This is a genomic window from Falsiroseomonas selenitidurans, from assembly GCF_012103215.1.
Classification (GTDB): domain Bacteria; phylum Pseudomonadota; class Alphaproteobacteria; order Acetobacterales; family Acetobacteraceae; genus Falsiroseomonas; species Falsiroseomonas selenitidurans.
On sequence record NZ_JAAVNE010000011.1, the window covers coordinates 55,842 to 80,825 of the forward strand.

The following is a 24,984-nucleotide window of genomic DNA, read 5'->3' on the forward strand; positions in this document are numbered from 1 at the left end:
CCGTGCCGCAGGCGCCGCCCCGCTACCCCGCCGCGCCGCCGCCGGCTTCCGGCACCGACCACCGCCGCGTCGTGCTGGTCGGCGGCGGCCTTGTCGGGCTGACCCTGGCGCTGGACCTGGCGCGCCACGGCGTGGCGGTGACGCTGCTGGATGAGGAGGACAGCGTCGCCACCGGCAGCCGCGCCATCTGCTTCGCCAAGCGGACGCTGGAGATCTACGCCCGGCTCGGCCTCGGGCCACGGATGCTGGAAAAGGGCGTCACCTGGCAGACCGGCCGGGTGTTCCACGGCGCGCGGGAGGCCTTCCACTTCGACCTGCTGCCGGAAGCCGGCCACGAATACCCGGCCTTCGTGAATTTGCAGCAATACCATGTGGAAGAATGGCTTGTGGAAGCCTGCCAGGCGGCGGGGGTGGAGTTGCGCTGGCGCCATCGCGTCGCGGGCCTGGCGCCGGAGGCGGCGGGGGTGACGCTGGCGGTGGAGACGCCGCAGGGGCCCTATACGCTGCGCGCCGACTGGCTGCTGGCCTGCGACGGTGCCCGCAGCGCCATCCGCCGTGCCCTGGGCCTGCCTTTCCAGGGCCAGGTGTTCCAGGACCGGTTCCTGATCGCCGATGTGGTGATCCGCGGCGAGGTCGGCTTCCCGGCGGAACGCTGGTTCTGGTTCGACCCGCCCTTCCACCCCGGGCAATCCGTGCTGCTGCACAAGCAGCCGGACGATCTGTGGCGCATCGACTTCCAGCTGGGCTGGGATGCGGACCCGGAGGCGGAGCAGCAGCCGGCGCGCGTCGCCGCGCGGGTGCGGGCGATGCTGGGGCCGGATGTGCCCTTCGAACTGGAATGGGTCAGCCTGTACACCTTCCGCTGTCGCCGGCTGGACCGCTTCGTGCATGGCCGCGTGGTCTTCGCCGGCGATTCGGCGCACCAGGTCAGCCCCTTCGGTGCCCGCGGCGGCAATGGCGGGGTTCAGGATGCGGACAACCTGGCGTGGAAGCTCGCGGCGGTGCTGAACGGGTCGGCCGGGCCGGGGCTGCTGGACAGCTACGAGGCGGAGCGGATCGCGGCGGCGGAGGAGAATATCCTGCACGCCATGCGGGCGACGGACTTCATCACCCCGAAATCCGACCACGCCCGCGCTTATCGCGATGCGGTGCTGGATCTGGCGGCGGACCACGCCTTCGCCCGCGCCCTGGTCAATTCGGGCCGGCTGTCGCGCCCGGCGGTGCTGGCCGAAAGCCCGCTGAACAGCGCCGACCAGGGCGGCTGGGCGGGCGGCGCGCCGGCCGGGGCGGCGGCGCCGGATGCGCCGGTGCTGTGCGAAGGGCAGCCGGACTGGCTGCTGCGCCACCTGGGCGGCGATTTCGGCCTGCTGCTGTTCGACGCGCCGGACTTCCCCACCCCGCCCGGGTTGCGCCCGGTGCATGTGGCGGCAGAGGCACGGCCCGGCGCGCTGTGGGACCATAGCGGGCTGGCCGCCGCGCGCTTCGGCGCGATGCCGGGCGGCGCGGTGCTGCTGCGGCCGGACCAGCACATCGCGGCCCGGCTGGCGATGCCGGACCCGGTGGCGGTACGGGCGGCGCTGGAACGCGCCCGCGGCGGCGGAGGCCTGGTGCCATGAGCCTGGACACCACGCCCCGACTGGCCGATGCGGACGCCGCCTTCGCCCTGCTGATGGAGGCGCATCGCGGGCTGGACCCGGCGGCCTCCCGCGCCCTGGATGCCAGGCTGGTGCTGATCCTGGCCAACCATGTCGGCGACCTGGCCGTGTTGCGCCAGGCGCTGGCCCTGGCCCGGAACGGGCTGGCGGGGGAGGACGGGCCGGGCCTCAGCGCAGCGCGCTGAGCCGCAGCGGCTGCTGCTCCGCCGGCCGCGCCCGCGGGGCCGTGGCGGCGGGCGGCGGCATCGCGGCCCGCTGGTCCGCCAGGTCCAGGCGCACGGCGGTCACCTGCCAGCGCGGTGCCAGGCCCGTCGGGTTCAACTCCAGCTGCAGGGTCATCGGCGCGACGCTGCCGGCCAGCGGCATCTCGAAGCGGGTCAGGCCGGTCGGGGCGCTGTGGCGCAGCGCTGCGGCGGCGGCGCCGGGGCGCACGCCGCGTGCCCGGGCCACATCGGCCAGCGCGGTGGGGCTGGCCCAGGCGGTGGAGATCTCCTCCGCCATGCCGGCCAGGAAGGCGCGTGCCTCCGGCGTCCGCTCCCCGGCGGCGGCATGCGGCCGCAGGCTGTCGCGCAGGGCCGATTGCAGGGCCGGCAGGTCCAGGTGGCGGGACAGCGCCTCCCCGTCACGGCCTTCCAGCGCCTGCACGAGGTCCCAGGCCGTGGCATAGGGCGCGCCGATCCAGCCCATGGCGAGAAGCGGCAGCAGGGCCAGCGCTGGCCAGGGGCTGCGGGCGCGGCCTTCGCGGGCCTGCGCCGTCGCCTCGCCGGTCAGGGGCGGCCGTGCCGGCAGGGCCGCGGACGGCGTCGGCCGGCGCGCATCATATTCCGCCCAGACATCGTCCCAGCTCACCGCTGCCCCCGAGCTCCGTGTGCCCACAATCGCCTCGCCAGTTAAGGTTGCGTCGCCGCGCCATCCAAGGGAAAAGACAACCATAAGTTGCGAGTCGAAACCTGAGACGCCGCGCCGAGGCTTCGCCGCCGACCCGCGCTGGCCGGGCCGCCGTTTCTCCTCGGCAGAGACGCAACAGGCCCGCTCTCCCGTTCCGGAGAATGAGGCGCGAATGGTGGGAGAATGATTAACGGGAGATAGGCGTCCGTCTTTTTTCTGGGATGACGCATCAAAACGCGACCGGGTCTCGAAAACGGCTAGGCGCCGCCCGCTCGTTCGAGGCGTTTCAACACTTGGTGAGGCCGTGAAGCGCCTGCCGTGGCACGGCGCCCGCGGTGCCGGCGCCTGCCGGCCACGCGCCCGGTCCGGCGCGGCGGCGGCGCCGGAACCGCCTGACGTGAAGACTCCTCAGCGCACCAGCGGCGCCAGCGCGGCCTCCAGCCGGCCGAAGGCCAGGCCCAGCGCGGTGGTCATCGCCGCCGCCATGGCCGGGGCCTCCGCCTGGGGGGCCATCGGCGCGCTGGCCTGCACCTGCAGCGAATCCACGACGCGGGAGGCCAGCCGTTCCTCCCGCAGCAGCACGCCGGCAAGCCCGGCCCGCGCCTCGCCAAGTGCGGGCACCGCTTCCAGCGCCGTCAGCTGCAATTCCAGCACAAACCCGGCCTCTGCCCGGCTGCCCTGCGGCACCACGGCGGAGAACAGGCCGCTGGCCTGCAGCCAGGCGCGGAGCGCCGCATCCGCCAGGTCCGCCGGCGGCGCCAGCCATTCCTCATAGACCAGCAGGTCGTAGGACCCATCCGCCTTCAGCCGCCGCAGGCCGAGGTCCATCAGCCCGGGCAGCGCCCGCATGCGCCGCACCAGCAGCACCGGCCCGCGCCCTTCCACCGCGAAGGGCCGGCGTGGCGCCAGCGCGTAGCGCCGCACCGGCACGTTGGGCACGCTGGGGAACAGGGAACAGCCCGCCAGTCCGGCGGCCAGGGCGGGTAGCAGCAGGGCGCGTCGGTTCATCGGCGGCGATCCGGGGTCGGCGGGGCGCCGAACAGATAACGGGTGGGGGAGGAGCGAAGCTGCTCCGCGGTGGCGCGCAGATTGGCCGTGGTGGCGCGCAGGTCGATCAGGATGGGCAGCAGCTCCGCCTGCACGTCCACCGTGGTTTCCCGCGCCGAGCGCATGGTGCGTTCCATGCCCTCCACCGCGCCGGGCAGGGTCTGCGCCACCCGGCGCAGCTCCGCCGCCGCGCCGGCGGCATTGGTGATCGCGCCGCGGATCTCCGGCCCGCTCACCAGGCTGCGGGCTTCCGTGGCGGCGGCGCGGAATTCGCCCAGCGCGCCGGCCAGGTCGCTGTCCTGCACCGCGGCGCGCAGCAGCGCCATGGTGGTGGCGGCTTCCCGCAGCACCTGCGCCAGGTCGCCATCCCCGGTCTGCCGGTTCACGTTGTCGAGGATGCCGGCGATGTCCTGGGTGATCCGGTCAACCGGGATATCCGCCAGCCGCTGGATCAGCAGCTCCGCCGCGCTGGTCACCTGCGCGACGGTGGAGGGCACGCCGGGGATCACGTCGTTGCGTGGCTCCCAGGGCGGCGGCTGGACCGGGAAGCGGTCCGCCTGGACGAAGTCCAGCTCCAGGTAGTTCACCCCGGTGATGCCCTGCGCCGTGATGCGCGACCGCAGGCCGAGCTCAATCGCCCGGTCCAGGTCCGGCGTCTCCCCCACCTGTTGCAGGTCCACGGCGAAGCGGATGAAGACGCGGGCGAAATTGGCCGAATACTCGGCGCCGGCCGGGCGCGGGTATTCCGCCGCCACCAGCCCGATCTGCGTCACCCGCCCGATCGCCACGCCGCGGTAGCGCACCGGCGCGCCGACATCGAGGCCCTGCACCGATTCCGAGAAATAGCTCTCGAACACCTGGTTCGCCTGCAGCCCGCGGCCGCCGGCCAGGAACAGCACGAAGGCAACGCCGAGCACGATGCCCACCAGCACCAGCGCGCCGACCCGCGCATACAGCATCCGTGCGCCACCCATCACGCGGCCTCCCGCCGGAAGAAGGACCGGACGGTGGGGTGGGTGCTGTGGTCGCGCAGCTCGCGCGGGTCGCCCTCCGCAATCATCCCCTTGGCCTCCTTGTCCAGCATGATGCAGCGGTCGCCGATGGCCAGGATCGAGGCCAGTTCATGCGTCACCACCACGAAGGTCGTCCCCAGCGAACGCGACAGGTCGCGGATCAGCGCATCCAGCCCCGCGGAGGTGATCGGGTCGAGCCCGGCGGAGGGTTCGTCCAGGAACAGGATGGGCGGATCGAGCGCCAGCGCGCGAGCGATACCCGCCCGCTTCAGCATGCCGCCCGAGATCTCGGACGGCAGCCGGTCGGCGGCTTCCGAAAGCCCGACCAGGCCGAGCTTGGCGCGCGCCACCTCGGCGCGGGCTGCCGCCGGCAGGCGGGTGTGCTCGGCCAGCGGCATCTCGACATTCTCCAGCAGGGTCTGGGAGCCGAACAGCGCGCCCTGCTGCCACATCACCCCGAGGCGCTTCAGCAGGGCGAGCCGCGCGGCCCCTTCGGTGGACCAGACATCGGTGCCGAGGATGCCGACGCGGCCCTCGGCCGGCGGCACCAGGCCGATCATCAGCTTCAGCAGGCTGGACTTGCCGCAGCCGGAGCCGCCCAGGATGACGAAGACCTCGCCCCGCCGCACGTCGAAGGACACGTGCCGGAACAGGGTGTTGCTGCCGAAGCGCGCGGTCAGGTCACGCGCCTCGATCACCGCTGGCGTGTCCGGGCCGGGGGCGTCGGAGATGGCCGGCCGCCCGTCGGGGAGGGGCCTTGTCCCTTGCGGGACGGGCTGGGTTCCCTCGTTCACAGGCCCAGCCTTTCGAACAGCACGGCGAAGGCGCCATCCAGCAGCACGATGGCGACGATGCCGCCCACCACCGCCGCGGTGGCCGCATCGCCCACGGCGCGCGGCCCGCGCCCGGCGCCCAGCCCGGCGCGGCAGCCGATGAAGGCGATGGCCAGGCCGAAGACCGCGGCCTTGAACAACCCGCCCAGCAGGTCCTTCAGGCTGACGAAGTTGACCAGCTGCTGCGCCACCGTGGTCATCTGGAAGCCGAGCAGCCGCATGATCAGCGCCATGCCGACCAGCCCGGCCAGGGTCAGCACCAGGGACAGCACCGGCATCACCAGCATGCCCGCCAGCACCCGCGGCAGCACCAGCAGCGCCATCGGGTCGATGCCCATGATGCGCAAGGCCGCCACTTCCTCGTTCACCGTCATGGTGCCGAGCTCTGCCGCATAGGCGGAACCGGTGCGGCCGGCCAGGACCACGCCGGCCATCAGCGGACCCAGCTCCCGCAGCAGGGAGATGCCGACCAGGCTGGGCACGAAGATCTCGGCGCCGAACTGGCGCAGCGGGATGGCGGATTGGAAGGCCAGGATCACACCGAGCAGCGCGCCCAGCAGCGTCGCCAGGCCGAAGGCGCGGGTGCCGGCCTCGTCCAGGTGGCGCAGCAATTCGCGCCCGCGCAGCCGCCCGGGGCGGACCAGCGTGGCCAGCGCCACGAACAGCAGCTCGCCCAGGAAGGCCAGCGCCTCCACCCCCGCCGCCAGGCCGTTCACCACCCGGCGGCCGACGCCGTGCAACGGCGAGAAGCGATAGGGCACCAGCTTCGGCCGTGGCGCCGCCAGCGCGTCCCGCACCCGGTCCAGCACCGCGGTGACGCCGGGGCTGGCGCCTTCGATCCGCGCACCGGCGGCGGCGGCCGTCAGCAGCAGGGTGGCACCGGTGGTGTCCACCGCCTCCACCGACGCCAGGTCCAGCCGCAGCGGTGGGCCGGGGCGCCGGGCTTCCTCCATCAGGCGGGGCCACAGCGCGGCGGCGGCCGGCGTGTCGACGCGGCCGGACAGGGCGAGAATCCGCGCCCCTGCCTCCTCCCGCACTGTCACCCCAGGCGCCGCTAGCGCCACCGAGCCATCCGCCAGGGCCGTCACCCCCACCTTCCGCTCCCGCAATGGAGCGCCGTATGGAACACTTTATCGCAGCGCAGCAAGCGCGGCCTGCGCCGCGGCCTCGCCGGAGCGCCAGGCGCCGCCCACCGTGCCGGCCAGCCGGGCGTGGCAGGCCTCGCCCGCCAGGCAGAGCCGCCCGCCGGCCAGCGGCGCCGCCAGCACACCCCGCGCCGCGGCCCGGCCGGGCCGTGCATAGCTGTACACGCCGCGCGCCCAGGGGTCCCGCAGCCAATCGGTCACGATCGGGTTGGGGTGCAGCGCCGCGGCTGCCAGGGCGCCGAAGCGGGTGGCGACCTCCGCCCGCATGAAATCCTCCAGCGCCGCATCGCCGGCCCGCTCCAGCGCCGCCGCGGCGTCGCCGCCGACATGGCAGGCGAGCAGATCGCGCCCGAAAGGCCGGGCATTCATCGCCACCAGCGCCTCGCCCGGCGCGACCTGGCGATCGATGGAGGTGAAATCCGCAAGCCCCAGCGCCGCCGTGCCGCGGAACCCCACCTTGACCACCTGGCCCAGCGGCAGGTCGGCGGCGGCCTGCCGCACCGCGGCCGGCAATGGCGGGTCGAAGCGCAGGGTGTCCGAGACCAGCAGGGGCGTGGGCAGCGTCACCACCACGGCGCGCGCCCGCACCGTGCCGAAGCCGCCTTCGGCAACCGCCTGCGCGCCGCCCCAGCCCAGCCGCGCCACCGGCGAGGCCAAGCGGATCGGCAGGCCGGCCGCCAGGCCGGCCAACAACGTGCCGAAGCCCTGTTCCGCCAGCATGTTGCCGCCGTTCAGGGCGGTGGCGGTGAAGTCCTGCAGGCTGACGCGATCGAGCGGCGCGGCGGCGATGATGTCGCCCTGCCAGGCGGCGACGGTCGCATCCCAGGCGCCGCCCCGGGGCACCACCGCGGCGACGCTGGGATCGGGGCCTTCGCGCGGCGCCGCCACGGCAGCCTCGAAGGCGTCCCAGGCGGCGTCATAGGCGGCGCGTTCCGCGGCCTCCGCCAGGCGGCCGCCGACATGGGTCCTCTCGCGTCGCAGCCGGTCGGAATCCACCAGCCGGATGCCGGCCTCGGCGGCCAGCTTCACCAGGGGGTTGTCCTCGGCATTGTGCAGCCAGTTGGCGCCACGCTCGAAGGGCAGGCCGAGCCGATGGTCGGTGACCACCCGGCCGCCGACCCGGTCGCGCGCTTCCAGCACCAGCACGCTGCGGCCGGCAGCGGCCACGGCGCGCGCGGCGGCGATGCCGGCCGCCCCGGCGCCCACCACCAGGACGTCCGGCTCGGACATCGGATCCATCATGCCATCCTCAGATCGTGTGGCCGGCCAGGGTCGGCAAGGCGGCCGCTGCTACCCGGCCAGGGCGTGGATCAGCACCGCCGCGGCCACCGAGACGTTCAGGCTTTCCACCCTGCCGCTGCCGGGCAGGGTGACGCGGTGGGCGCAGGCGGCGGCGGTGAGGCCGGGCAGGCCGGTCTCCTCATTGCCCAGCGCCAGCACGAAGGGCTTGTCGCGCGGCAGCGCGGCCGGCGCCACGCCGCCGGCCGCCACCGCGGCCACCGTGGTGAAGCGCGGCGCCAGCGCCCGCAGGGCGATGTGCGGCTGCGCCAGGCGCAGCACCGCCAGATGTTCCAGCCCGCCCTCGGCAATGCGGTAGGCGGCATCGGACAGGCCGCTCTGCCGCGGATCGTCCGACAGCAGCAGCCCGGCGCAGCCGAAGAAGGCGGCGGAGCGCGCGATGGCGCCGAGGTTGTGCGGGTTGCCGATGCCATCCAGCAGCGGCAGCACCGGCGCCTTCAGCAGGGCCGGCGGGAAGGGGCCGGCGGTGAGGTCCGCCATGGCCCGCGGCACGGCGATGGCGACCAGGCCGCCATGGTGTTCCGTGCCGGCGATGCGGGCCAGGTCCTCGGCCGTCACCTCCCGGTAGGGGCGGCGGCCCTGGGCCATGATGGCGCAGAGTGGCCCGGCCTCCCGCCGCCGGGTGGGCGTGTAGAACAGGCGCAGCACGGCATCGGGCCGGGTGGCGAAGGCGGCGGCGGCCGCGGCGGGGCCGCACAGCCGGTCGAGTTCCGAATCCCGCCAGCCGCGCGCGGGGGCCTGGTTCAGGCCTCCACCGGGCTGGGCTTCGGGATCGCGTCGTTCTGGCCCAGAAATTTCGCACCCTCCTCGCGGATCGCAGCCGCGGCGTCGTCATACAGGAATGGCAGGAAGGCGTATCGCCGCCCGCGCGTCACCGGCCGCGCCTCATGCAGCAGCGAGCAGGAAAACACCACAGCCCCGCCGGCCGGGGCGCGGTAGGTCTGCGGCCCGAATTCCGGGAAGCACAGGTCGCCGCCCTCGTAGTCGCCGGTGTTGAGGTTCAGCGTGCAGGCGAAGCGCCGATGCGCCGTGGCCTTGGTGGTGTTGTCCCGGTGGGCGCGGAAGAAGCCCTGGTCGGCGGCATCGTAGCAGGCCACCACATAGCGCTCCAGCCGGGTGACGCGGTAGTTGAAGGCGCGGGCGATCTCCGGGACCAGGCGGGCGTTCAGCCGGGCGCGGATCTGCGCGCGCAGCGCCTCATCCTCCAGGAACAGGTCCTTGCGGCGCTTGTGGCTGGGGTCCATCACGCCGACGGTGCGGCCGCCGACATCGCGCATGAAGCCGCTTTCGCCGCCCCCCACCGCCTCATAGGTCGCGATCAGCCGCTGGCAGAAGGCCGGCTCGAAGACCCGCGGCAGCACCAGCACCGGGGCGGTCAGGGGCACGCCGGCGTGCTGGGCGGGCGGCGGCAGGGCGGCCAGGGTGGCCATCGCCTCCGCCCCCGCCTCCAGCGGCCAGATGGCGAAGACGCGCAGCATCGGGTCCAGCAGCACCCAGCCGGTGCGCAGCGTGCCGTCCGGCTCCACCGCGCGGAGCGCCCGGCGCGCGCTGCCATCGTCGTCCCACAGCACGCGGCGCCCGGGGCCGTCGGTCAGGCGGCCGGCGCGCTCATCCGCCGGATCCGTGCCGATGACCACCAGGAAGGCGCGGTCGGCGTGCAGCAGCCCGGCATGCGGCGCGATCATCGCCGCCAGGCCCGGCGCCACGCCCTCCGCCCCCAGGGGGCCGGGGATCAGCAGCATCAGCCAGCGGCCGGCCGTGGTGTCGAAGGCGAAGCGTGGATTGCCGGCGGAGCGGGCGTGGAAAGCGGGGATGGGCTCGCCGGGGGTATAGGCGGGGGTGGGCATGTGGGGCCTCGGGTCGTGGCGCGCCTGGAGCCTGCGGCGCGGATCAAGCGTTCGGCCCGGTTCAGCGCCGGGCCAGTTCCTGCAGGGTGTTCAGCAGCGCCGCCGGCACCTCCACACCCTCGGAAGCGGCCCGGTCCGCCAGCCCGGCGCGTCGGCGGCCCGGCAGGCGCACGCCGGCGTCCTCCTGCATCGCGGAGAGCAGGGTTTCCAGCCGGTCGGCGAAGCCATCCTGCCCGACCAGCGCCCCCGGGTCGATGGTCAGCAGCGCATGGCCGAGGCGCGGGCGATTGCCCGAAGCGGTGAAGAAACTGTCCGCCTCGAAGCCGAAGGCGGCGCCGGTCAGGGCGCAGCACAGCAATTCCACCACCAGCGCCAGCAGCGCGCCCTTGGTGCCGCCCATCGCCAGCATGGCGCCGCCGAGCGCGGCCTCGGCATCCGTGGTGGGGTTGCCCTCGGCATCCAGCGCCCAGCCCTCGGGGATGGGCTGGCCCGCCTTGGCCGCCTGCATGATGCGCCCGCGCGCCACCTCGGACAGGGCCAGGTCGATCACCAGCGGTGCCGCGTCACGGCGCGGGAAGGCGGCGGCGACGGGGTTGGTGCCGAGCAGCGGGCGGCGGCCCCCCGGCACCGGCATGGCGGCCGGGGAGTTGGTGAAGGCCAGCGCGACCAGGCCCTGCCGCGCCAGCGCGGCGACGGGAAGGCCCATGGTGCCCGCATGGTGGCTGTTGGTGATGCCGAGGAAGGCCACGCCGTGGTCCTTCGCCCGCCGCGCCGCCTCCGCCACGGCCAGGTGCAGCGCCGGATAGGCCAGGCCGTGCCGGGCATCGACCAGCGCCGCGCCGCCGCGTTCCGCGACCACGGCCGGGATGGCGGTGCCATCGGCCCGGCCATTGGCCAGGAAGCCGGCATATTGCGGCACGCGCGACAGGCCATGGCCGCCCTGGCCCTCCGCCTCCCCCTCCACCAGCGCCTGCGCCGTCAGCGCTGCCATGGCCGGGCTGGCGCCGGCGGCTTCCAGCGCACGGGTGGCGAGGGTTCGGGCTTCGGCCAGGCTCAGGCGCGGCATGCGGCGATCACTCCAGGGGATCACGCATCGGGCTTGATCCCGGCTTCCGTGACAAGGGTGGCCCAGCGATCGGTCTCCGCCCGGATGAAGGCGGCGGAGCGGGCGCTGTCCCAGCCCAGCACCTGGAAGCCGCCCTCGCTGGCGCGGCGGGTGGTGGTGGCGTCGTGGATCGCGGCCAGCACGTCGCGTTCCAGCCGGGCGCGCAGCGCGGCGGGCACGGCGGCCTGGGTGATCACCGCCGTCCAGTTGGTGATCTCCAGCTCCGGCAGCCCTGCCTCCCGCACCGTGGGCACGTCGGGCACCAGCGGGTGGCGCTCCGCACTCGTCACCGCCAGGGCGCGCAGCCGGCCGCCGCGGATCTGCGCCAGGCATTCCGGCAGGTTGGAGACCATCATGTCCAGGCTGCCGCCGGCCAGGTCCGTCACCGCCGGGGCGCCGCCGCGATAGGGCACATGGACGATGTTGTCGCCGGCCCGGCTGACCCGGCGGAACAGCTCCAGCCCAAGATGCGGCGGCGAGCCGGTGCCGGAGGAGCCGACATTCAGCGACCGCTGCCGCGCCCGGGCCACCAGCGCCGCCAGATCGCCCGTCGGCATCGCCTGCGTGTTCACCACCACCGCCAGCGGCAGCGAGCCGAGCACCGAGATCGGCACGAAGGCCCGGCGGAAATCATAGGGCGCGTTGGGGAACAGCGTGGCGTTCACGGCATGGGTGAGGGTGATGGCCAGCAGCGTGTGGCCGTCGGGTTCCGCCTTGGCGGCCAGATCGGCGCCGATCATGGCGTTGCCGCCGGCGCGATTGTCCACCACCACCGGCCGGCCCCAGCCCTCGCCCAGCTTCTGGGCGACCAGGCGGGCCATGATGTCGGTCAGCCCGCCGGGGGGGAAGGGCACGATGTAGCGCGGGTTGCGCTCGGGGAAGGCCGGCCCCTGCGCCGGGGCGGGCAGGGGCAGCAGGCTGCCGGCCGCCAGCGCAAAGGCGATGCGGCGGGGGAACAGGGGACGCGACATGGAACCTCCCTCAACGATGCCCGTTCCGGGCGTTTCGTGGCGGGAAGCATGGCAGGCGGGGCGGCGCGACGACAGGGAAACGTTCGTGCCGGCTTCAGGCCGGCCGCGCCTCGATCGCCGCGTGGCAGACCCGGTCATCCTCCGGCGCCCGGCCCAGCGCCGGGTGCACGCCGCCCGGCGGCAGCTGCGGCAACGGCCAGACCAGCCGCTGCGCGGCCTGGGCGGTGAACCCCGCCGCGGCGAAGGCGGCCAGCATCTCGGACAGGCCGAGCTGGTTGCAGTACAGCCCGGCGCGGGCCACCGCCGGGCCCTCCCAGAACCCCGGCCCGAAGGCCAGGTGGCGCAGCTTGCCGCCAAGGTGGTCGTGGAAATCCACCGCATGGAGGCCGAGCCCGCCCGGGGCCGCGACGCGGCGCAGCCCGGCCAGCAGCGGCGCCAGCGCGTCCCGCCGCACATGTTCCAGCGCGACCTCGGAAAAGACCAGGTCGACGGAGGCCGCCGGCACCGCCGCCAGCCGCTCGGGGCCGCCAACCAGCAGGCGGGCACCGCAGGCGGCCAGCACCGCTTCCCGGTCGTGGCAGGCGGCGAGGTCGGGCGGCTGCAGCCCGGCGCGGCGCGCGGCCTCGGCCGCGGCGCGATAGGGCGCGAGCTCGCGCGGCGCCGCATCCTCCACATCCAGGTACCAGATCGGGCCGAGCCCGAGCGCGGCGGCGATCGGCGCGCGCAGCACCATGGCGCCCGGCCCCACCTCCAGCACCGCCCGCGGGGCGCGGCCCGCCAGTTCCGTGAAGCGGCGGATGCGCCAGGCCAGCGGGTCCACCAGCCGGCCGGGGTCGAGCGCGTCGAAGGAGTGGCGGCGCAAGCCCAGCCGGCGCCAGGCCTCGGCTGGCACCGGCAGGGCGCCCAGCACCAGCTTCACGCCGAGCTTCAGCCACCAGGGCACCGGCGCGCCCGCGGCATAGCCTTCCGGCACCGGCACATCCACCGGGGCGGGGGCGGGCGGAGGGCTTTCGGTGGCTTCGGCTGGCATGGCGGTCAGGGGGGTGGCCTTCGCATCGGGCCGGCAGGGTAGCGGAAAGCGATGCCGGGCGGAAACCGGCGGCCGGCAGCGAACCGGACCGGTGCGCCGGCGTTCCGTCCCGCGAACCCCCGCCCGCCACAGATCAAGGACACACCGGCCGCATGCCCGACTTCCCGCCCGCCGCCCATCGCGGCGTCCGCGCCGCCGGGGTGCCGCAGAACGGTGCCGAGATCGCCCAGGCCGTGCTGGTGGTTGTCGCCGTGCTCTACTTCGCCCGCGACCTGCTGGTGCCGCTGGCCCTCGCCGTGCTGCTGTCCTTCGTGCTGGCGCCGGTGGCCCGGGCGCTGCGGCGCATCGGCATCCCGCGCGCGGCCGGCGTGCTGGCGGCGGTGATGGCCGGCGTGTCCGTCATCGGCACGCTCGGCCTGGTGATGGGGCGGCAGCTGGCGGAGCTGGCCGGGGACATCCCGCTGTACCAGGCGGAACTGATGCGCAAGCTCGCCACGCTGCGCGCCAGCGGGGGGATCATGGACCGTGTGCGCGACATGCTGCGCGGCCTGGCCGATGGCGCGGAGCGGGCGGAACGCGCCGCCGCGGCGCCGGAGCCGGCGCAGGTGCTGGCCGCGGACCGGGTCGTGCCGCTGCCGGTGCAGGTGCAGCAGCCGGACCCGGCGCCCTTCGCGGTGCTGCAGGGGGTGCTGGAGCCGCTGCTCTATCCGCTGGCCACCTTCGGCATCGTCGTCGTGCTGGTGATCTTCATCCTGCTGTACCGCGAGGATCTGCGCGACCGGGTCATCCGCCTGGTCGGCGCCGAGGACCTGCACCGCACCATGGCGGCGATGGACGACGCCGCCTATCGCCTGTCCCGCTACTTCCTGGCGCAGACCGCGATGAACGCCGCCTATGGCGTGTTCATCACCGCGGCGCTGTTTTTCATCGGCGTGCCGCAGCCGATGCTGTGGGGCATCGTCGCCGGGCTGATGCGCTTCGTGCCCTTCGTCGGCACCTTCATCGCCGCCGGCTTCCCGCTGCTGCTGGCCCTGGCGGTGGATCCGGGCTGGGGCATCCCGCTGATGGTGCTGGTGCTGTTCGCGGTGAGCGAGGGGCTGATGGGCCAGGTGTTCGAGCCGCTGGTCTTCGGCCGCTCCACCGGCCTGTCGCCGGTCGCGGTGATCGCCGCCGCCACCTTCTGGACCTGGCTGTGGGGGCCGATCGGGCTGATCGTCTCCATGCCGCTGACCGTCTGCCTGGTGGTGCTGGGGCGGCATGTGGAACGCTTCGAATTCCTCGAGGTGGCGCTGGGCGACCGGCCACCGCTGGACCCGCCCGCCACCTTCTACCAGCGCGCCCTGGCCGGCGACGCCGATGCGCTGGCCGAGCAGGCGGAGGGCGTGATGCGGGAGAAGCGGCTGTCCGCCTATTACGACACGGTGGCGCTGCCGGCCCTGGCGCTGGCCCAGGCGGACGCGCTGCGCGGCAGCTTCGCGACCGAGCGCCTGGCGGCGCTGCGCGCCCGGCTGGCCACGCTGGTGGAGGATCTGGAGGAGGAGGCGGAGGACGACCGCGCCCCGGGCCCGGGCCTGGCGGAGATGGAGGACAACCCGCCGCCGCCCGACCCGCCGCCGCCGCCGGGCGTGCTGGTGCCGCCCGGTGCCGTGCTGTGCCTGGCCGGGCGCGGTGCCTTCGACGAGGCGCTGGCGGCGATGCTGGCACAGGTGCTGCGCAAGCGCGGCTTCGGCGCGGTGGCGGCGCCGGCCGACCTGCTGCGCGGCGGCGACCTGGCGGGCTTCGAGCCGGAGACGGTGCGGCAGGCCTGGTTCTGCACCGTGCAGGGTGGCGCCTCGGTCGCGGCGTCGCGCTACCTGCTGCGCCGCCTGCGCCGGCGCTTCCCGCAGGCCCAGGTGGCCACCTTGGTGGTGGGCGCGGAGGGCCGCCTGCCGGAGGCGCTGCGCGCCGAGGGCGCCGTGGCGGTGGAAGGCGGCCTGGGGGAGGCCGCCCGCGCCGCGCAGCGCCTGGCGCCCCAGGCGGCGGCGAGCACAACGCCCGCGATGGGATGAGGCGGCCCGCCAGAGGGCGGCCCGACCCGGTCTGGCTCGCGCCGGCCCCCGCGGGGGCCGGCGCGAAGCCGTGGTCAGAAGATGAAGTCGCTGGCCTGCAGCGTCTTCAGCCCGGTCAGCTCGATCGACATGTCACGCACATTGTCCGCATCGAGACCGATGTTGATGTAGGTGCTGCCCTGATACTGGTGGTAGCTGACCTGCCCGGCCCCCACGGTGCTGCCCTGGCCTCCCGTGACCAGGCCGAGAAAGGTGAAATCAGCCAGCGGCGCGAGGCCCGAAAGGTCGATCCTGTCGCCGCTGGCGAAGTCGGCAATGACGTCACGCAGGGTCGTCGTGCTGTCGGACGCGGCCGTGTAGACGAAGCTGTCGCCGTCCTCGCCGCCGGCGAGGGTATCGCGGCCCGCGCCACCTGTGAGCCGGTCGGCACCATCGCCACCAGTGAGCGAGTCGTTCCCGGCCTGGCCCGACAGCGTGTCGTCGCCGGCACCGCCCATTAGGATGTCTGCCCCGTTGCCGCCGGTCAGCAGCTTGCCGGTAACCCCGGCAAAGTCATCGGCGTCGAGATCGAACAGGCCGACCAACTCGATCGACATGTCGCGGAGGTTGTCGCCATTCAACCCGATGTTGATGTAGGTGCTGCCGAGATAGTAGTGGTAGCTCAGTTGGCCTGCGCCGACGCTGGAGCCCGCGCCCGGCGAAACCTGCCCAAGCAGGGCGAAGGTCTGCAGCCCATTGGTGCCGGTATCGCCATCCAGTCCGGACAGGTCGATCAAATCGCCGGCCTGGAAATCCGTGATGACGTCTCGCAGCGCCGTCGTGCTGTCGCTCGCTTCGGTATAGACGATGCGATCGACCCCTTCGCCGCCTACCAGCGTGTCGCGCCCCTGGCCGCCCGCCAGAGCGTCATTCCCGTCACCACCGGCCAGCGAATCATTCCCACCGAGGCCGGTCACGGTGTCGGCGCCGCCTGCGCCGACGAGGGTGTCGGCGGCCGAGGTGCCGACCAGCAGGGCACCCGGGACGCCCGCGAAGTCGTCGGAGGTGAGCGTGTGCAGCCCGCTCAACTCGATGGTCATGTCGCGCGTCGTATCGCCGTCCAGGCCGATGTTGACGAAGGTGCTGCCACCGAACTGGTGGAAGCTGACCTGGCCGGCTTCCAGGGTCGATGCCTGGGCGGCCGAAACCTGCCCAAGGAAGGCGAAGCCCTGGATGCCCTCCAGTGCCGTGTTGCCGTCGAGCCCGGAGAGATCCAGCAGATCCCCCGCCGCGAAGTCAGTGACGAGGTCTCGATCCGTGCTGGTGGTTCCGCTCTCGGCCCCGGCGGTCCAGCCGAAGCGATCGGCGCCGGCGCCGCCGGTCAGGGTATCCCGGCCGAGGCCGCCGAGAAGCAGATCCTCGTCGGCGCCGCCGTTCAGCGCGTCATTGCCCAACCCGCCGATCAGCGTGTCGTTGCCGGCCGCGCCGGTCAGGACGTCGTTGCCTGCGTCACCATCCAGCCGGTTGGCCAGGTCGGAGCCGACCAGGATGTCGGACCCGCTGCCGCCGATCGCGGCTTCGACATCGGTCAGGATGTCGCCTGCCGCGTGGCCACCGGCACCGATGCCGGTGGCAAGGTTCACGGTGACGCTCGGCGAGCCGGCATAGGAGACGGTGTCGAAGCCCTCGCCGCCCTCCATCGTGTCCGCCCCTGCGCCGCCGATCAGCAGGTCGTTGCCGCCATTGCCGGACAGCAGGTTGGCCCCGGTGTCGCCGGTCAGCGTGTCGCTGCCATTGCCACCCGCCAGACCCTCGAAGTCGAACAGCAGGTCGCCCTCCGCGTCGCCGCCCGTAGCCGTGCCGGCCGCCAGGGAGACCGCGACCGCGGCGCTGCCGGCATAGCTGGCCACGTCGAAGCCGGTGCCGCCGGCCAACTCGTCGCTGCCGGCGCCGCCGACCAGCATGTCGTTGTCCGCGCCGCCATCCAGCACGTCGTCGCCGTCGCCGCCGACCAGCAGGTTGGCGGCGCCGTCGCCGTAGATCCGGTCGCCTCCAGCGGTACCGAGGACGTTCTCGATCCCATCCAGTACATCCACCACCGTGCCCGGCGCCAGGAGCAGCGCCTGGGTTCCGGCCACGAGGTCGACGAGCACGCCCGACTCATCGCTGTAGTCGACCAGGTCCGCGCCTTCGCCACCCGAAAGCGAGTCGTTGCCCTCGCCGCCGACCAGCGTGTCGTTGCCCGCCATGCCGAGCAGCGTGTCGTCGCCGGCGCCGCCCTCGATCAGGTCGTTGCCCGCCGCGCCCACCAGGCTGTCGGCGGCATCGCCGCCCGCCAGCGCGGCGCCGCCCACCGCAACGGTCAGTTCGAAGGCCGAGGAACTCGGCCCCGCCTCGCTGACATTGCCCGCGACGTCGGTGGCGAAGGCGGTGAGCACCGTGGCGCCCTCCGGCAGCGCCGCATCGGTCGCCAGGCTCCAGACGCCGCCCACCACCTCCGCAGCGCCGAGCAGCGTGCCGCCGGCCTCGACCGAGACGGTGCTGCCATCTTCGCCGGTGCCGGACACCAGAAGCTGGCTGCCATCGGTCTCCTGCAGCTGCACCGCCGCGATCACCGGATCGGCGGGCGGGGTGCTGTCGATCTCGATGGCCAGGGTCTCGGAGGTCGCCGTGTTGCCGGCCGCGTCCGTGCCGCGGGCGGCGAAGTCGTAGATGCCGTCCGCCAGCGCGGTGCTGGTCCAGCTCCAGTCGCCATTGGCATCCGCATCGACGGTGTCCACCACCTCGCCGTCGCGCAGGATCTCGACGCTGGCCAGGGCTTCCGCGGTGCCGAACAGGCTCGGCTGCACCTCGCCGGTGATGCCGTCCGATTCGGAGGCGCCGGTGTCGGAGACCGGCTCCAGCACGATGGTCGGCGTCTCCGTGCCGAGATCGACGGTGACCTCGAAGGCGGTCGAGACCGCCTTGTTGCCCGCCGTGTCGGTGGTGATGGCGATGATGCTGGTGGTGCCTTCCGCCAGCTCGTCGACCGTCAGTTCCACCGTGCCATCCTCGCCAATGGTGCCGCTGGCCAGCAGCGTCTCCCCGGCCTCGAGGCTCACCTTGGTGCCGGCCTCGCCGGTCACCAGGAAGGTCGGGGTTGCGTCATTGGTCAGGTCGTCGTCATCGGCGATGCCGCTGTCGGAAGCCGCGACCAGGTCGAGGGTCGGGGTCACCGGATTCGTCGTGTCGATGATCACTGCCAGGGGGGCGGAGGTGCTGACGTTGCCCGCGGCATCCTCGGATTCCACGGTGATGTCGTGGCTGCCATCCTCCAGCGTGGTCGCGGTCACCGACCAGGTGCCGTCCGTGACCTCCGCCGTGCCGACCAGCTCGTCATCGGCATAGACCCGCACGACGGTGCCGGTGTCCGCGGTGCCGGTGAACAGCGGCGTCGCATCGCTGGTGATCTCGTCGTCGTCCTGCGCGCTGTCCGACCCCGCCGCCAGGTCGAGCGTCGGCTGGGTGGGCGCGGTCAGGTCGATCTCCAGCGCGAAAGGCGCGGAGCCGGCCTTGTTGCCGGCCAGGTCGGTCGCCACCGCCGTCACGCTCTGGCTGCCCTCGGCCAGCGGCGCCTCGGCCGTGTAGCTCCAATTGCCTTCCGCATCGGCGGCGGTGGTGCCGATCTCCTCGTCATCCACCAGGATGCTGATCGCGGCCAGCGCCTCCGCGGTGCCGGAGAAGGTGGGCTGCGCCACATTGGTCAGCCCGTCGGCATCATCGGCACCGGTGTCGCTGTCCAGCACCAGCGTCGGGGCCGGGGTGGCGGTGTCGAAGACGAAGCTGGTCTCGTCCGTCGCCTCCCCGCCCACCGCGTCGGTCTGCGTCACCGTGACCTGGACGGTGCCGTTCGGCAGGTCGAAGACCTCCGCCAGGTCGACCGACCACAGACCGTCCTCATCGGTCTCGACCACCACACTGTCGCCGCCCAGGCCCTCGACGGCCCAGAAGACCTCGATGTTGGTCAGGGCGCGACCGGTGCCGCCGACCACCGCGACTTTGCTGCGCCCGTCCTCCGGCGTGCCGCTGTCGGTGGTGAGGGCGACGCTGACCACGGCCGCCGGCAGGGTCGAGAGGTCGATCGGCGTGCCGCTGTCCACCACCGCGAATTCGACATCCTGCAGCAGGTCCAGGCTGCCGCCATTGAGCGCGGAGATGCTGCCGTCGAAGTTGCGGATCAGCGTCGTCGCACCGGTGTAGATGGCGGTATCGTTGTCCGCGCCGCCCTGCAGCAGGTCGGCATCGGCACCGCCGAACAGCAGGTCGTCACCGCCGCCGCCGGCCAGCGTGTCGGCGCCGGCATTGCCGACCAGAAGCTCCACCCCGTCGCTGCCCACCAGGCTGTCGCCGGCGCTGCCGCCGAGGACCTGGATCAGGGTCTCCGTCGTCCCTTCGAGCGCCACGTTGTCGGCGACGTCGAAGGTCACCGGCACGGTGAAGTTGCGCAGGTTGAAGTCGGTGTCGACGTTGAGGAAGCTGTTGCCGCTGATGCCGACCGGCGACGCATCGCCGTTGAAGCCGACGGAGATGCCGCTGCCGCTGTTGCTGAAGAGGTTGCCGGAGACGCTGGTGACCGGCGCGTCGTCATAGCTGTCGAGGTTCAGCGCGGTGCGCACATAGTCGAAGGTGTTGTTGGTGATCACCAGGCTGCTGGCGCTGCCATCGGACCAGATGCCGCGCTGCCAGTTCGCCCCGCTGAAGCCGCTTTCCGCAGGGCCGCCGAAGAAGTTGCCGTCGAAGGTCACGGCGCCCTGGAAGTTGGTCGGCAGCAGCACGGCGCGGCCACCGCCGCCGGCATCGGCATTGCCCTGCGGGTTGCTGGCGATGAAGCGGCTGTCCTCCACCAGCACGGTGGCGCCGCCGGTCAGGCGCAGCATGGCGCCGCCATTGTTGGCCGCCGCCAGGGTATCGGCGCCACCGGTGTAGCGGAACTCGACGCCGGAAATCACCACCTCGCCGCTTGCGGCGGTCACCTGGCTGGTGCCGGTGATGATGACCTCCGCATGGCGCTCGCCGTCGCCCGCGACGCCGGAATTCGTGCCCAGCAGCGTCACCGCCTTGGTGATGTTCAGCTGCTCGGCATAGGTGCCCGCCGCGATCAGGATCGTGTCGCCGGCCGATGCCGCGGTCAGGGCCTCGCCGATGGTCGCGAAGCCGTCATGGCCGACCAGCAGGAAACGGGCCTCGCCGGTGCCTGTCACCAGCTCCACGCCGGTCAGGCTGTCCGATCCGCCCTCGCCGTCGGCCACCACCCAGGCGGTGCCGTCGCTGACGATGTCGCCCGCCACCAATTCGGCCCCGTAGCGCGCCAGGTCGGTGCCGTCGCCGCCTTCGATCAGGTCGTTGCCGGCGCCGCCGGTCAGCGTGTCCGCCTCGCTGCCGCCATCCAGCGTGTCGTCGCCCGCCCCACCCAGCAGGACGTCGGCGTCGGCGCCGCCCAGCAGCGTGTCGCCGTCGCTGCCGCCGGCCAGGCTGTCCGCGCCCGCGTCGCCATGCAGTTCCGCCGGGCCGGTGCCGGCGTCCAGCGTGTCGTCGCCCTCGCCGCCGAGCAGCGTATCGACGCCGTCATTGTCCTCGCCACCCAGCAGCAGGTCATTGCCCGTGCCGCCCGAAAGGCTGTCGCCGCCCGCGCCGCCATCGAGGGTGTCGTCGCCACCCGAGGCCGCCAGCACGTCGTCGCCGCCGCTGCCGGTCAGGGAATCGGCGCCCGGCGTCATGCCGACAATGGCCTCGCTGCCGTCGCCGCCCTCCACGCGGTTGCCGCTGAAGGTCGAGTCCGTCTGGTTCTGGAAGAACATGCCGGCGGATCTGCCGCCGTTGATGCCGTCCAGCACGTTGTCGGTCACGGTCGCGCCGTCGCGCCGCATGCGCAGCGCGTAGGCACCGCCCGCCGTGGTGCCGGTGAAGGTGTTGGCGCTGACGGTGGCGTCGCTGACGTCGATCGTCACCAGCTGGTTGCCGAAGGCATTCGCCCCGGCGCTGCCACTGACCAGGTTGTTGGTGAACACGACCCCGTAGGAGGAGGAGGCGCCGGCGCCGCCGCCATTGCCCAGCACGACCAGCTGGCGCGGCAGGTTGTTGCCGACATTGAACTGGGTGGCGTAGTCCGCCGCCTGGGTCGGCTCCTCACCCACATAGGTCTGGCCGGCGAACTCGTTGCCGTCGATGGTGATTTCGGTGATGGCGGAGCCGAATTCGGACATCAGGCCGGCATCGCCCTGCGCCACCACCAGGTTGCCCTGGATGGTGTGGCCGCTCTGCGCGCCCTGCATGTAGACGGCAGCCTTCTCGATCGCACCGTTGCCGTTCAGGCCTTCGATGCGGAAGCCCTGGCCGGTGGCGCCGAGCTGCACGCCGGACACGCCGGCGGTGAACTGCACCGTGCCGAGCTGCGCGCCGGACGGGTTGCCGGCAATGGTGGTCGTCTCGGCCCCGCTGACCGAGAGGATCGTCAGGCCGTTCTTGTTGATCGTGACATTCTCGGCATAGGTGCCGTCCATCACCAGCACGACTTCGCCGGGCAGGGCGGCGTCGATCGCGGCCTGGATCGTCGTCAGGTCGCTCGACTCGCCCCCGGCATCCGCCAGGCGCACGGCGCAATCCTCGAACTCCAGCAGCTCCACGCGCCGGATCGTGTCGGTCTCCCCATTGCGGGAGACGCGCAGCAGGCCGTCCACGACGCTGAAGCTGTATTCGGCGAACTTGCCGGCGAAGCCGATCGAGTCGCCGTTGCCCTCGCCGCCATCCAGCGTGTCCGCACCGTCGCTGTCGTGCAGGTTGTCGTTGCCGGCGCCGCCCAGCAGCAGGTCATCGCCCGCGCCGCCATCCAGCGCGTCGTCGCCGCCATTGCCGTGCAGTTCCTGGGCACCGGCGCCGGCGGCCAGCAGGTTGTTGCCGTCATTGCCGCGCAGTTCCCGCAGGTCGGCCACGGCGGTGGCGTCGATGTGGGCGGAGACGGTGCCGTTGGTGGCATAGGTGGGGTGCGGGCCGGTGATCGCGACCACCTCCACGCCCGTGACATGGGCGCTCAGCACCAGCTCCTCGGCCTCGGCCGGATTGAAGACGATCACGTCCTCCCCCGCGCCGCCCAGGATCGTCTCCTCGGCGCCATGTGCATCGGCGCGTGAGATGCGGATCACGTCGTCGCCGGCGCCGGCATCGATCAGGTCGACGCCGCCGCGACCATCGATCAGGTCGCTGAAGGCCGTGCCGGTGATGCTGTCATCCGTCGCCAGCCCCTGCAGGGTGGAGACCACCACGTCGGTGTCGCCGAGTGCGGAGAAGAAGCCGGAGGCGTCGATGGTGCCGCCCACCGGGTCCATGTTCAGCAGGCCCCAGGGCGCCGTGAGGTCCGTGGTGGTGTTGCCGCTGGCGTCGAGGTCGATCGAGGTGAAGTGGTAGAAGGACACCAGATCCTGGGTGTAGTCGCCGCTGAAGCTGTTGCCGGTGACCGTGGCGGTGAGCGGCGAGATCTGGCTCTGCACCTGCTCGCTCGGGTCGGTGCCGAGCAGCGCCTGGGCGGTGCCGCCCACCGGGCGACCGGCGCCGGTGACGGAGATTGCCTTGTAGATCGCGCCGGCCGGCTGCGTCGGGCCGACGAAGGCCGGCCCGGTGGAGACGAAGGCGTTGTCGGTCAGCGTCAGTTCGCCGTTGAAGCCGAACAGGTTCATGTGGCCGCGGCCGCCCGGGCCGCCGACCACGTCATTGTAGTGGCCATTGTCCTCGAAGGTCGTGCCGGTGACGGTCAGCGCCTCGAGCAGATCGGTCTTGGTGGTCGGCTGGCTGCCATTGCTCGGATGGGCATAGAACAGGCCGTTGGTCGCGGCATTGGCGATGCGGGCATCGGCCAGGGTGACGCTGCCGCCGAGGCTGCGCAGGCTGAGGCCGTAGGTCTCCCCGGTGGCATCGATGGCGAGGTCGCTGATGGTCAGCGACTTGCCGTTCATGTCGCCGTCGACGGTGATCTGCCCGGCGATGGTGGTGGCCTCGGCGCCGAAGCCGCGCAGCGTCAGGCTCTTGCCGGTGATGGTGGCGTCGCCGGCGAGCGTGCCGGCGGCGACGAGGATGGTGTCGCCGTCCACGGCCGCGTCCACCGCCGCCTGCAGGCTGGCGAAGCCGCCATCGCCGACCAGGAGGAACTGGTTGCCCGCGGCGCCGGCCACGATCTCCACGCCATCCAGCGTGTCGATGCCCTCGCTGCTCGTCGTCACCACCCAGCGCGTGCCATCGCTGCTGAAGTTGGAGGGGTCGAGGCTGGCCAGGTCGTAGGTCGCGATGTCGATGTCGCTGCCACCCGCGAGGCTGTCATGGCCGGTGCCGCCGGTCAGCACGTCCGCCCCGGCGTCGCCGAGCAGTGTGTCGTTGCCGGTGCCGCCCTGGAGGATGTCGTTGCCCTCCTCGCCGTCCACATGGTCGTTGCCGCCGAGGGCGCGGACGAAGTCACTGCCGCCCCCTGCCTCGACGGAGTCGGCGCCGTTTGTGAGCGATGCGAAGTTGTCGTTTTCATCAAAGGGAAGCGTGGTCATGGCACAGCCCTCAATTTTGGAACGCACTTCAACCCTGCGGTCGAGCGACGTCACCGAGCATTGGAGGGAGTCCATTTCGAAGAGTCAAAATCGATTCTTTCGTTAACCTTATGGAAACAAGCATGCTGAGTAATATTCTTGCGGATAAAAATATTGTTTCTCACTCTTGCGGCGATTGTATCGACTTGTCGACCAACCTGGGGTTGATAGCAACCCTGATGGTGACGACAACGAATCGTTTTCCCGCAGGGGGTTGGCGGACGCCGTCGCGGGGTCGCAAAGACTTGTGAAGCAGAAGTTTATTTTTTTTCTGACATGATTGTGCGGCCGTGCTGTCGCACCCGCCGACGCGGTGATGCAGAAAAGCGAGACAATCACCAATTGTGTTGTGCTGCCTCTGTTTCGCGAAGGACGCGAGCATCGGGGTGCGCTTCCCGGCCCGTGACGCGCCATGTCCGCCCGCCTGCCGACGGGCAACCGGCTGGTTGACGGCCGCGGCGGGTGCCAGCAAGTCTGGTCCAGCCGCGTCGTCAGCGGCGCAGTGGGAGGTGCCGGTGCGACACTTGGTCAATGGGCGCGCCCTGGCGCCGCGGGGTGCGGTCCTGGGTGCCGGAATCCTGGCCGCGCTGCTGCCCGGCTGCGCGAGCCTTCCCGTTGCGCCGCCGCCACCGGCGGCGCAGGCCGTGGCCGACCCGCAGGACAGTTGCGGGCCGCAGGTGGTGGTGTTCGTCAATGCCGCCGACCTGTTCGGCAGCCCGCCCCGCCGCAGCGGTCCACCCTCCGCCGCCGAGCTGGCCGCCGAGTTGGCGCGGGAGAATGCGGCGCTGGAGCGGTTGCAGATCGCCTTCGACGCCCTGCTGTACTGCCGCTGGACCGAGGTGCGGGTGATCCGCGCCGAGGCCGCCTCGGGTGGTCTCCCGCCGGCCGAGCTGCCGCGCCGCCTGCAGGCGGCCGATGGCCGGCTGCGGCAGGATGTCCGGCGTGCGGAGCAGAGCCGCCAGCGGATCGCCGCGCGGGCGGCGCGGATCGAGCAGGCGGTGGAGGCCGCGGCCCCCGGCACCCGGGCCGCGGTCGCCGCCGGGCGGGCCGAGGATCCCGGCCGGCCGCGCGCCGTCGCCTCCGCCAGCATCGTGCTGCGGGCGCGGCCGGAAGGCGATGCGCCGGTCGTGGCGCGGCTGGAGGCCGGCAGCCAGGTCCGCCTCCGTGAGGCGGCCGGTGGCTTCGTCCAGGCCGATGGCGGTCCGGACCGCCGCGGCTATGCGCCTGGCACCGCCTTCACCCTGCAGCCTGCCCTGCCGGAGCCGGAGGCGGACGGGGTGGCGCGGCTGCGCAGCCTGGCGGCCACCAATATCGCGCGGCGCGATGCCTTCGCGCAGAGCGTGGAGCTGGCCAGCCGCTCCGGCCTTCAGGGATTCGAGCCGGCGAGTTGAGATCGGGGGACGGTGGTGGAGGTGAGCGGGATCGAACCGCTGACCTCGTCATTGCGAACGACGCGCTCTACCAACTGAGCTACACCCCCACACGGCCATGCGTGGGACCACCGCAGGGCGCGGGTTATGA

The 24,984-nt window shown here is 72.8% G+C and carries 16 protein-coding genes and 1 tRNA gene; 4 read left to right on the forward strand and 13 right to left on the reverse strand.

Annotation, left to right across the window (positions count from 1 at the left end):
* Positions 1–2 precede the first annotated feature (2 nt).
* Positions 3–1,616, forward strand: a complete 1,614-nt coding sequence (locus HEQ75_RS09005; RefSeq protein WP_168029462.1) for an FAD-dependent oxidoreductase — start codon at positions 3–5, stop codon at positions 1,614–1,616.
* Positions 1,613–1,840, forward strand: coding sequence for a DUF2783 domain-containing protein (locus tag HEQ75_RS09010; protein WP_168029464.1), 228 nt, complete (start codon positions 1,613–1,615; stop codon positions 1,838–1,840). Before HEQ75_RS09005 ends, HEQ75_RS09010 begins: the two co-directional genes overlap by 4 nt.
* On the opposite strand, the gene HEQ75_RS09015 is transcribed toward HEQ75_RS09010, so the two are convergent.
* The 11 genes from HEQ75_RS09015 to HEQ75_RS09065 form a co-directional block, all read right to left on the reverse strand.
* Entirely contained in the window at positions 1,824–2,504 is a 681-nt protein-coding gene (locus HEQ75_RS09015; RefSeq protein WP_168029466.1) for a DUF2939 domain-containing protein, read from the reverse strand. The two genes, HEQ75_RS09010 and HEQ75_RS09015, sit on opposite strands and share 17 nt — an antisense overlap.
* A gap of 447 nt (positions 2,505–2,951) precedes the next feature.
* Positions 2,952–3,551: an ABC-type transport auxiliary lipoprotein family protein gene (locus HEQ75_RS09020; protein WP_168029468.1), complete on the reverse strand. Its 600-nt coding sequence runs from the start codon at positions 3,549–3,551 to the stop codon at positions 2,952–2,954.
* Positions 3,548–4,564 carry an MlaD family protein gene (locus tag HEQ75_RS09025; RefSeq protein ID WP_168029470.1) on the reverse strand — a complete coding sequence of 339 codons (1,017 nt, stop codon included), beginning with the start codon at positions 4,562–4,564 and terminating at the stop codon, positions 3,548–3,550. The genes HEQ75_RS09020 and HEQ75_RS09025 overlap by 4 nt, the downstream gene beginning before the upstream one ends.
* A complete protein-coding gene (locus tag HEQ75_RS09030) occupies positions 4,564–5,301 on the reverse strand; it encodes an ABC transporter ATP-binding protein (protein ID WP_328733491.1) in 738 nt (245 codons plus the stop codon). Before HEQ75_RS09030 ends, HEQ75_RS09025 begins: the two co-directional genes overlap by 1 nt.
* Positions 5,302–5,393: 92 nt before the next feature.
* The gene (locus HEQ75_RS09035) at positions 5,394–6,530 is read right to left on the reverse strand and encodes an ABC transporter permease (RefSeq protein WP_328733492.1); all 1,137 of its coding nucleotides are present in this window, start codon (positions 6,528–6,530) and stop codon (positions 5,394–5,396) included.
* Between the two features lie 36 nt (positions 6,531–6,566).
* Complete coding sequence (locus tag HEQ75_RS09040) at positions 6,567–7,811, reverse strand: flavin monoamine oxidase family protein (protein ID WP_168029472.1); 1,245 nt, start codon at positions 7,809–7,811, stop codon at positions 6,567–6,569.
* Between the two features lie 60 nt (positions 7,812–7,871).
* Positions 7,872–8,675 carry a TrmH family RNA methyltransferase gene (locus HEQ75_RS09045; protein WP_407925890.1) on the reverse strand — a complete coding sequence of 268 codons (804 nt, stop codon included), beginning with the start codon at positions 8,673–8,675 and terminating at the stop codon, positions 7,872–7,874.
* The gene (locus HEQ75_RS09050; protein ID WP_168029474.1) at positions 8,624–9,727 is read right to left on the reverse strand and encodes a 2OG-Fe(II) oxygenase; all 1,104 of its coding nucleotides are present in this window, start codon (positions 9,725–9,727) and stop codon (positions 8,624–8,626) included. The genes HEQ75_RS09045 and HEQ75_RS09050 overlap by 52 nt, the downstream gene beginning before the upstream one ends.
* Before the next feature lie 61 nt (positions 9,728–9,788).
* Positions 9,789–10,793, reverse strand: coding sequence for an Ldh family oxidoreductase (locus HEQ75_RS09055; RefSeq protein WP_168029476.1), 1,005 nt, complete (start codon positions 10,791–10,793; stop codon positions 9,789–9,791).
* Positions 10,794–10,813: 20 nt separating this feature from the next.
* A complete protein-coding gene (locus tag HEQ75_RS09060; RefSeq protein ID WP_168029478.1) occupies positions 10,814–11,803 on the reverse strand; it encodes a Bug family tripartite tricarboxylate transporter substrate binding protein in 990 nt (329 codons plus the stop codon).
* Positions 11,804–11,897: 94 nt separating this feature from the next.
* Positions 11,898–12,833 carry a methyltransferase domain-containing protein gene (locus tag HEQ75_RS09065; protein WP_168029480.1) on the reverse strand — a complete coding sequence of 312 codons (936 nt, stop codon included), beginning with the start codon at positions 12,831–12,833 and terminating at the stop codon, positions 11,898–11,900.
* Positions 12,834–12,985: 152 nt separating this feature from the next.
* On the opposite strand from HEQ75_RS09065, the gene HEQ75_RS09070 reads away from it, so the two are divergent.
* Entirely contained in the window at positions 12,986–14,881 is a 1,896-nt protein-coding gene (locus HEQ75_RS09070; protein ID WP_168029482.1) for an AI-2E family transporter, read from the forward strand.
* A gap of 74 nt (positions 14,882–14,955) precedes the next feature.
* Here HEQ75_RS09070 and HEQ75_RS09075 read toward each other — a convergent pair whose 3' ends face one another.
* A complete protein-coding gene (locus tag HEQ75_RS09075) occupies positions 14,956–23,424 on the reverse strand; it encodes an Ig-like domain-containing protein (protein ID WP_168029483.1) in 8,469 nt (2,822 codons plus the stop codon).
* Between the two features lie 554 nt (positions 23,425–23,978).
* On the opposite strand from HEQ75_RS09075, the gene HEQ75_RS09080 reads away from it, so the two are divergent.
* Entirely contained in the window at positions 23,979–24,854 is an 876-nt protein-coding gene (locus HEQ75_RS09080; protein WP_168029485.1) for an SH3 domain-containing protein, read from the forward strand.
* Between the two features lie 13 nt (positions 24,855–24,867).
* Here the strand turns inward: HEQ75_RS09080 and HEQ75_RS09085 are convergent.
* Positions 24,868–24,943: transfer RNA gene (locus HEQ75_RS09085), tRNA-Ala, on the reverse strand.
* Positions 24,944–24,984 lie beyond the last annotated feature (41 nt).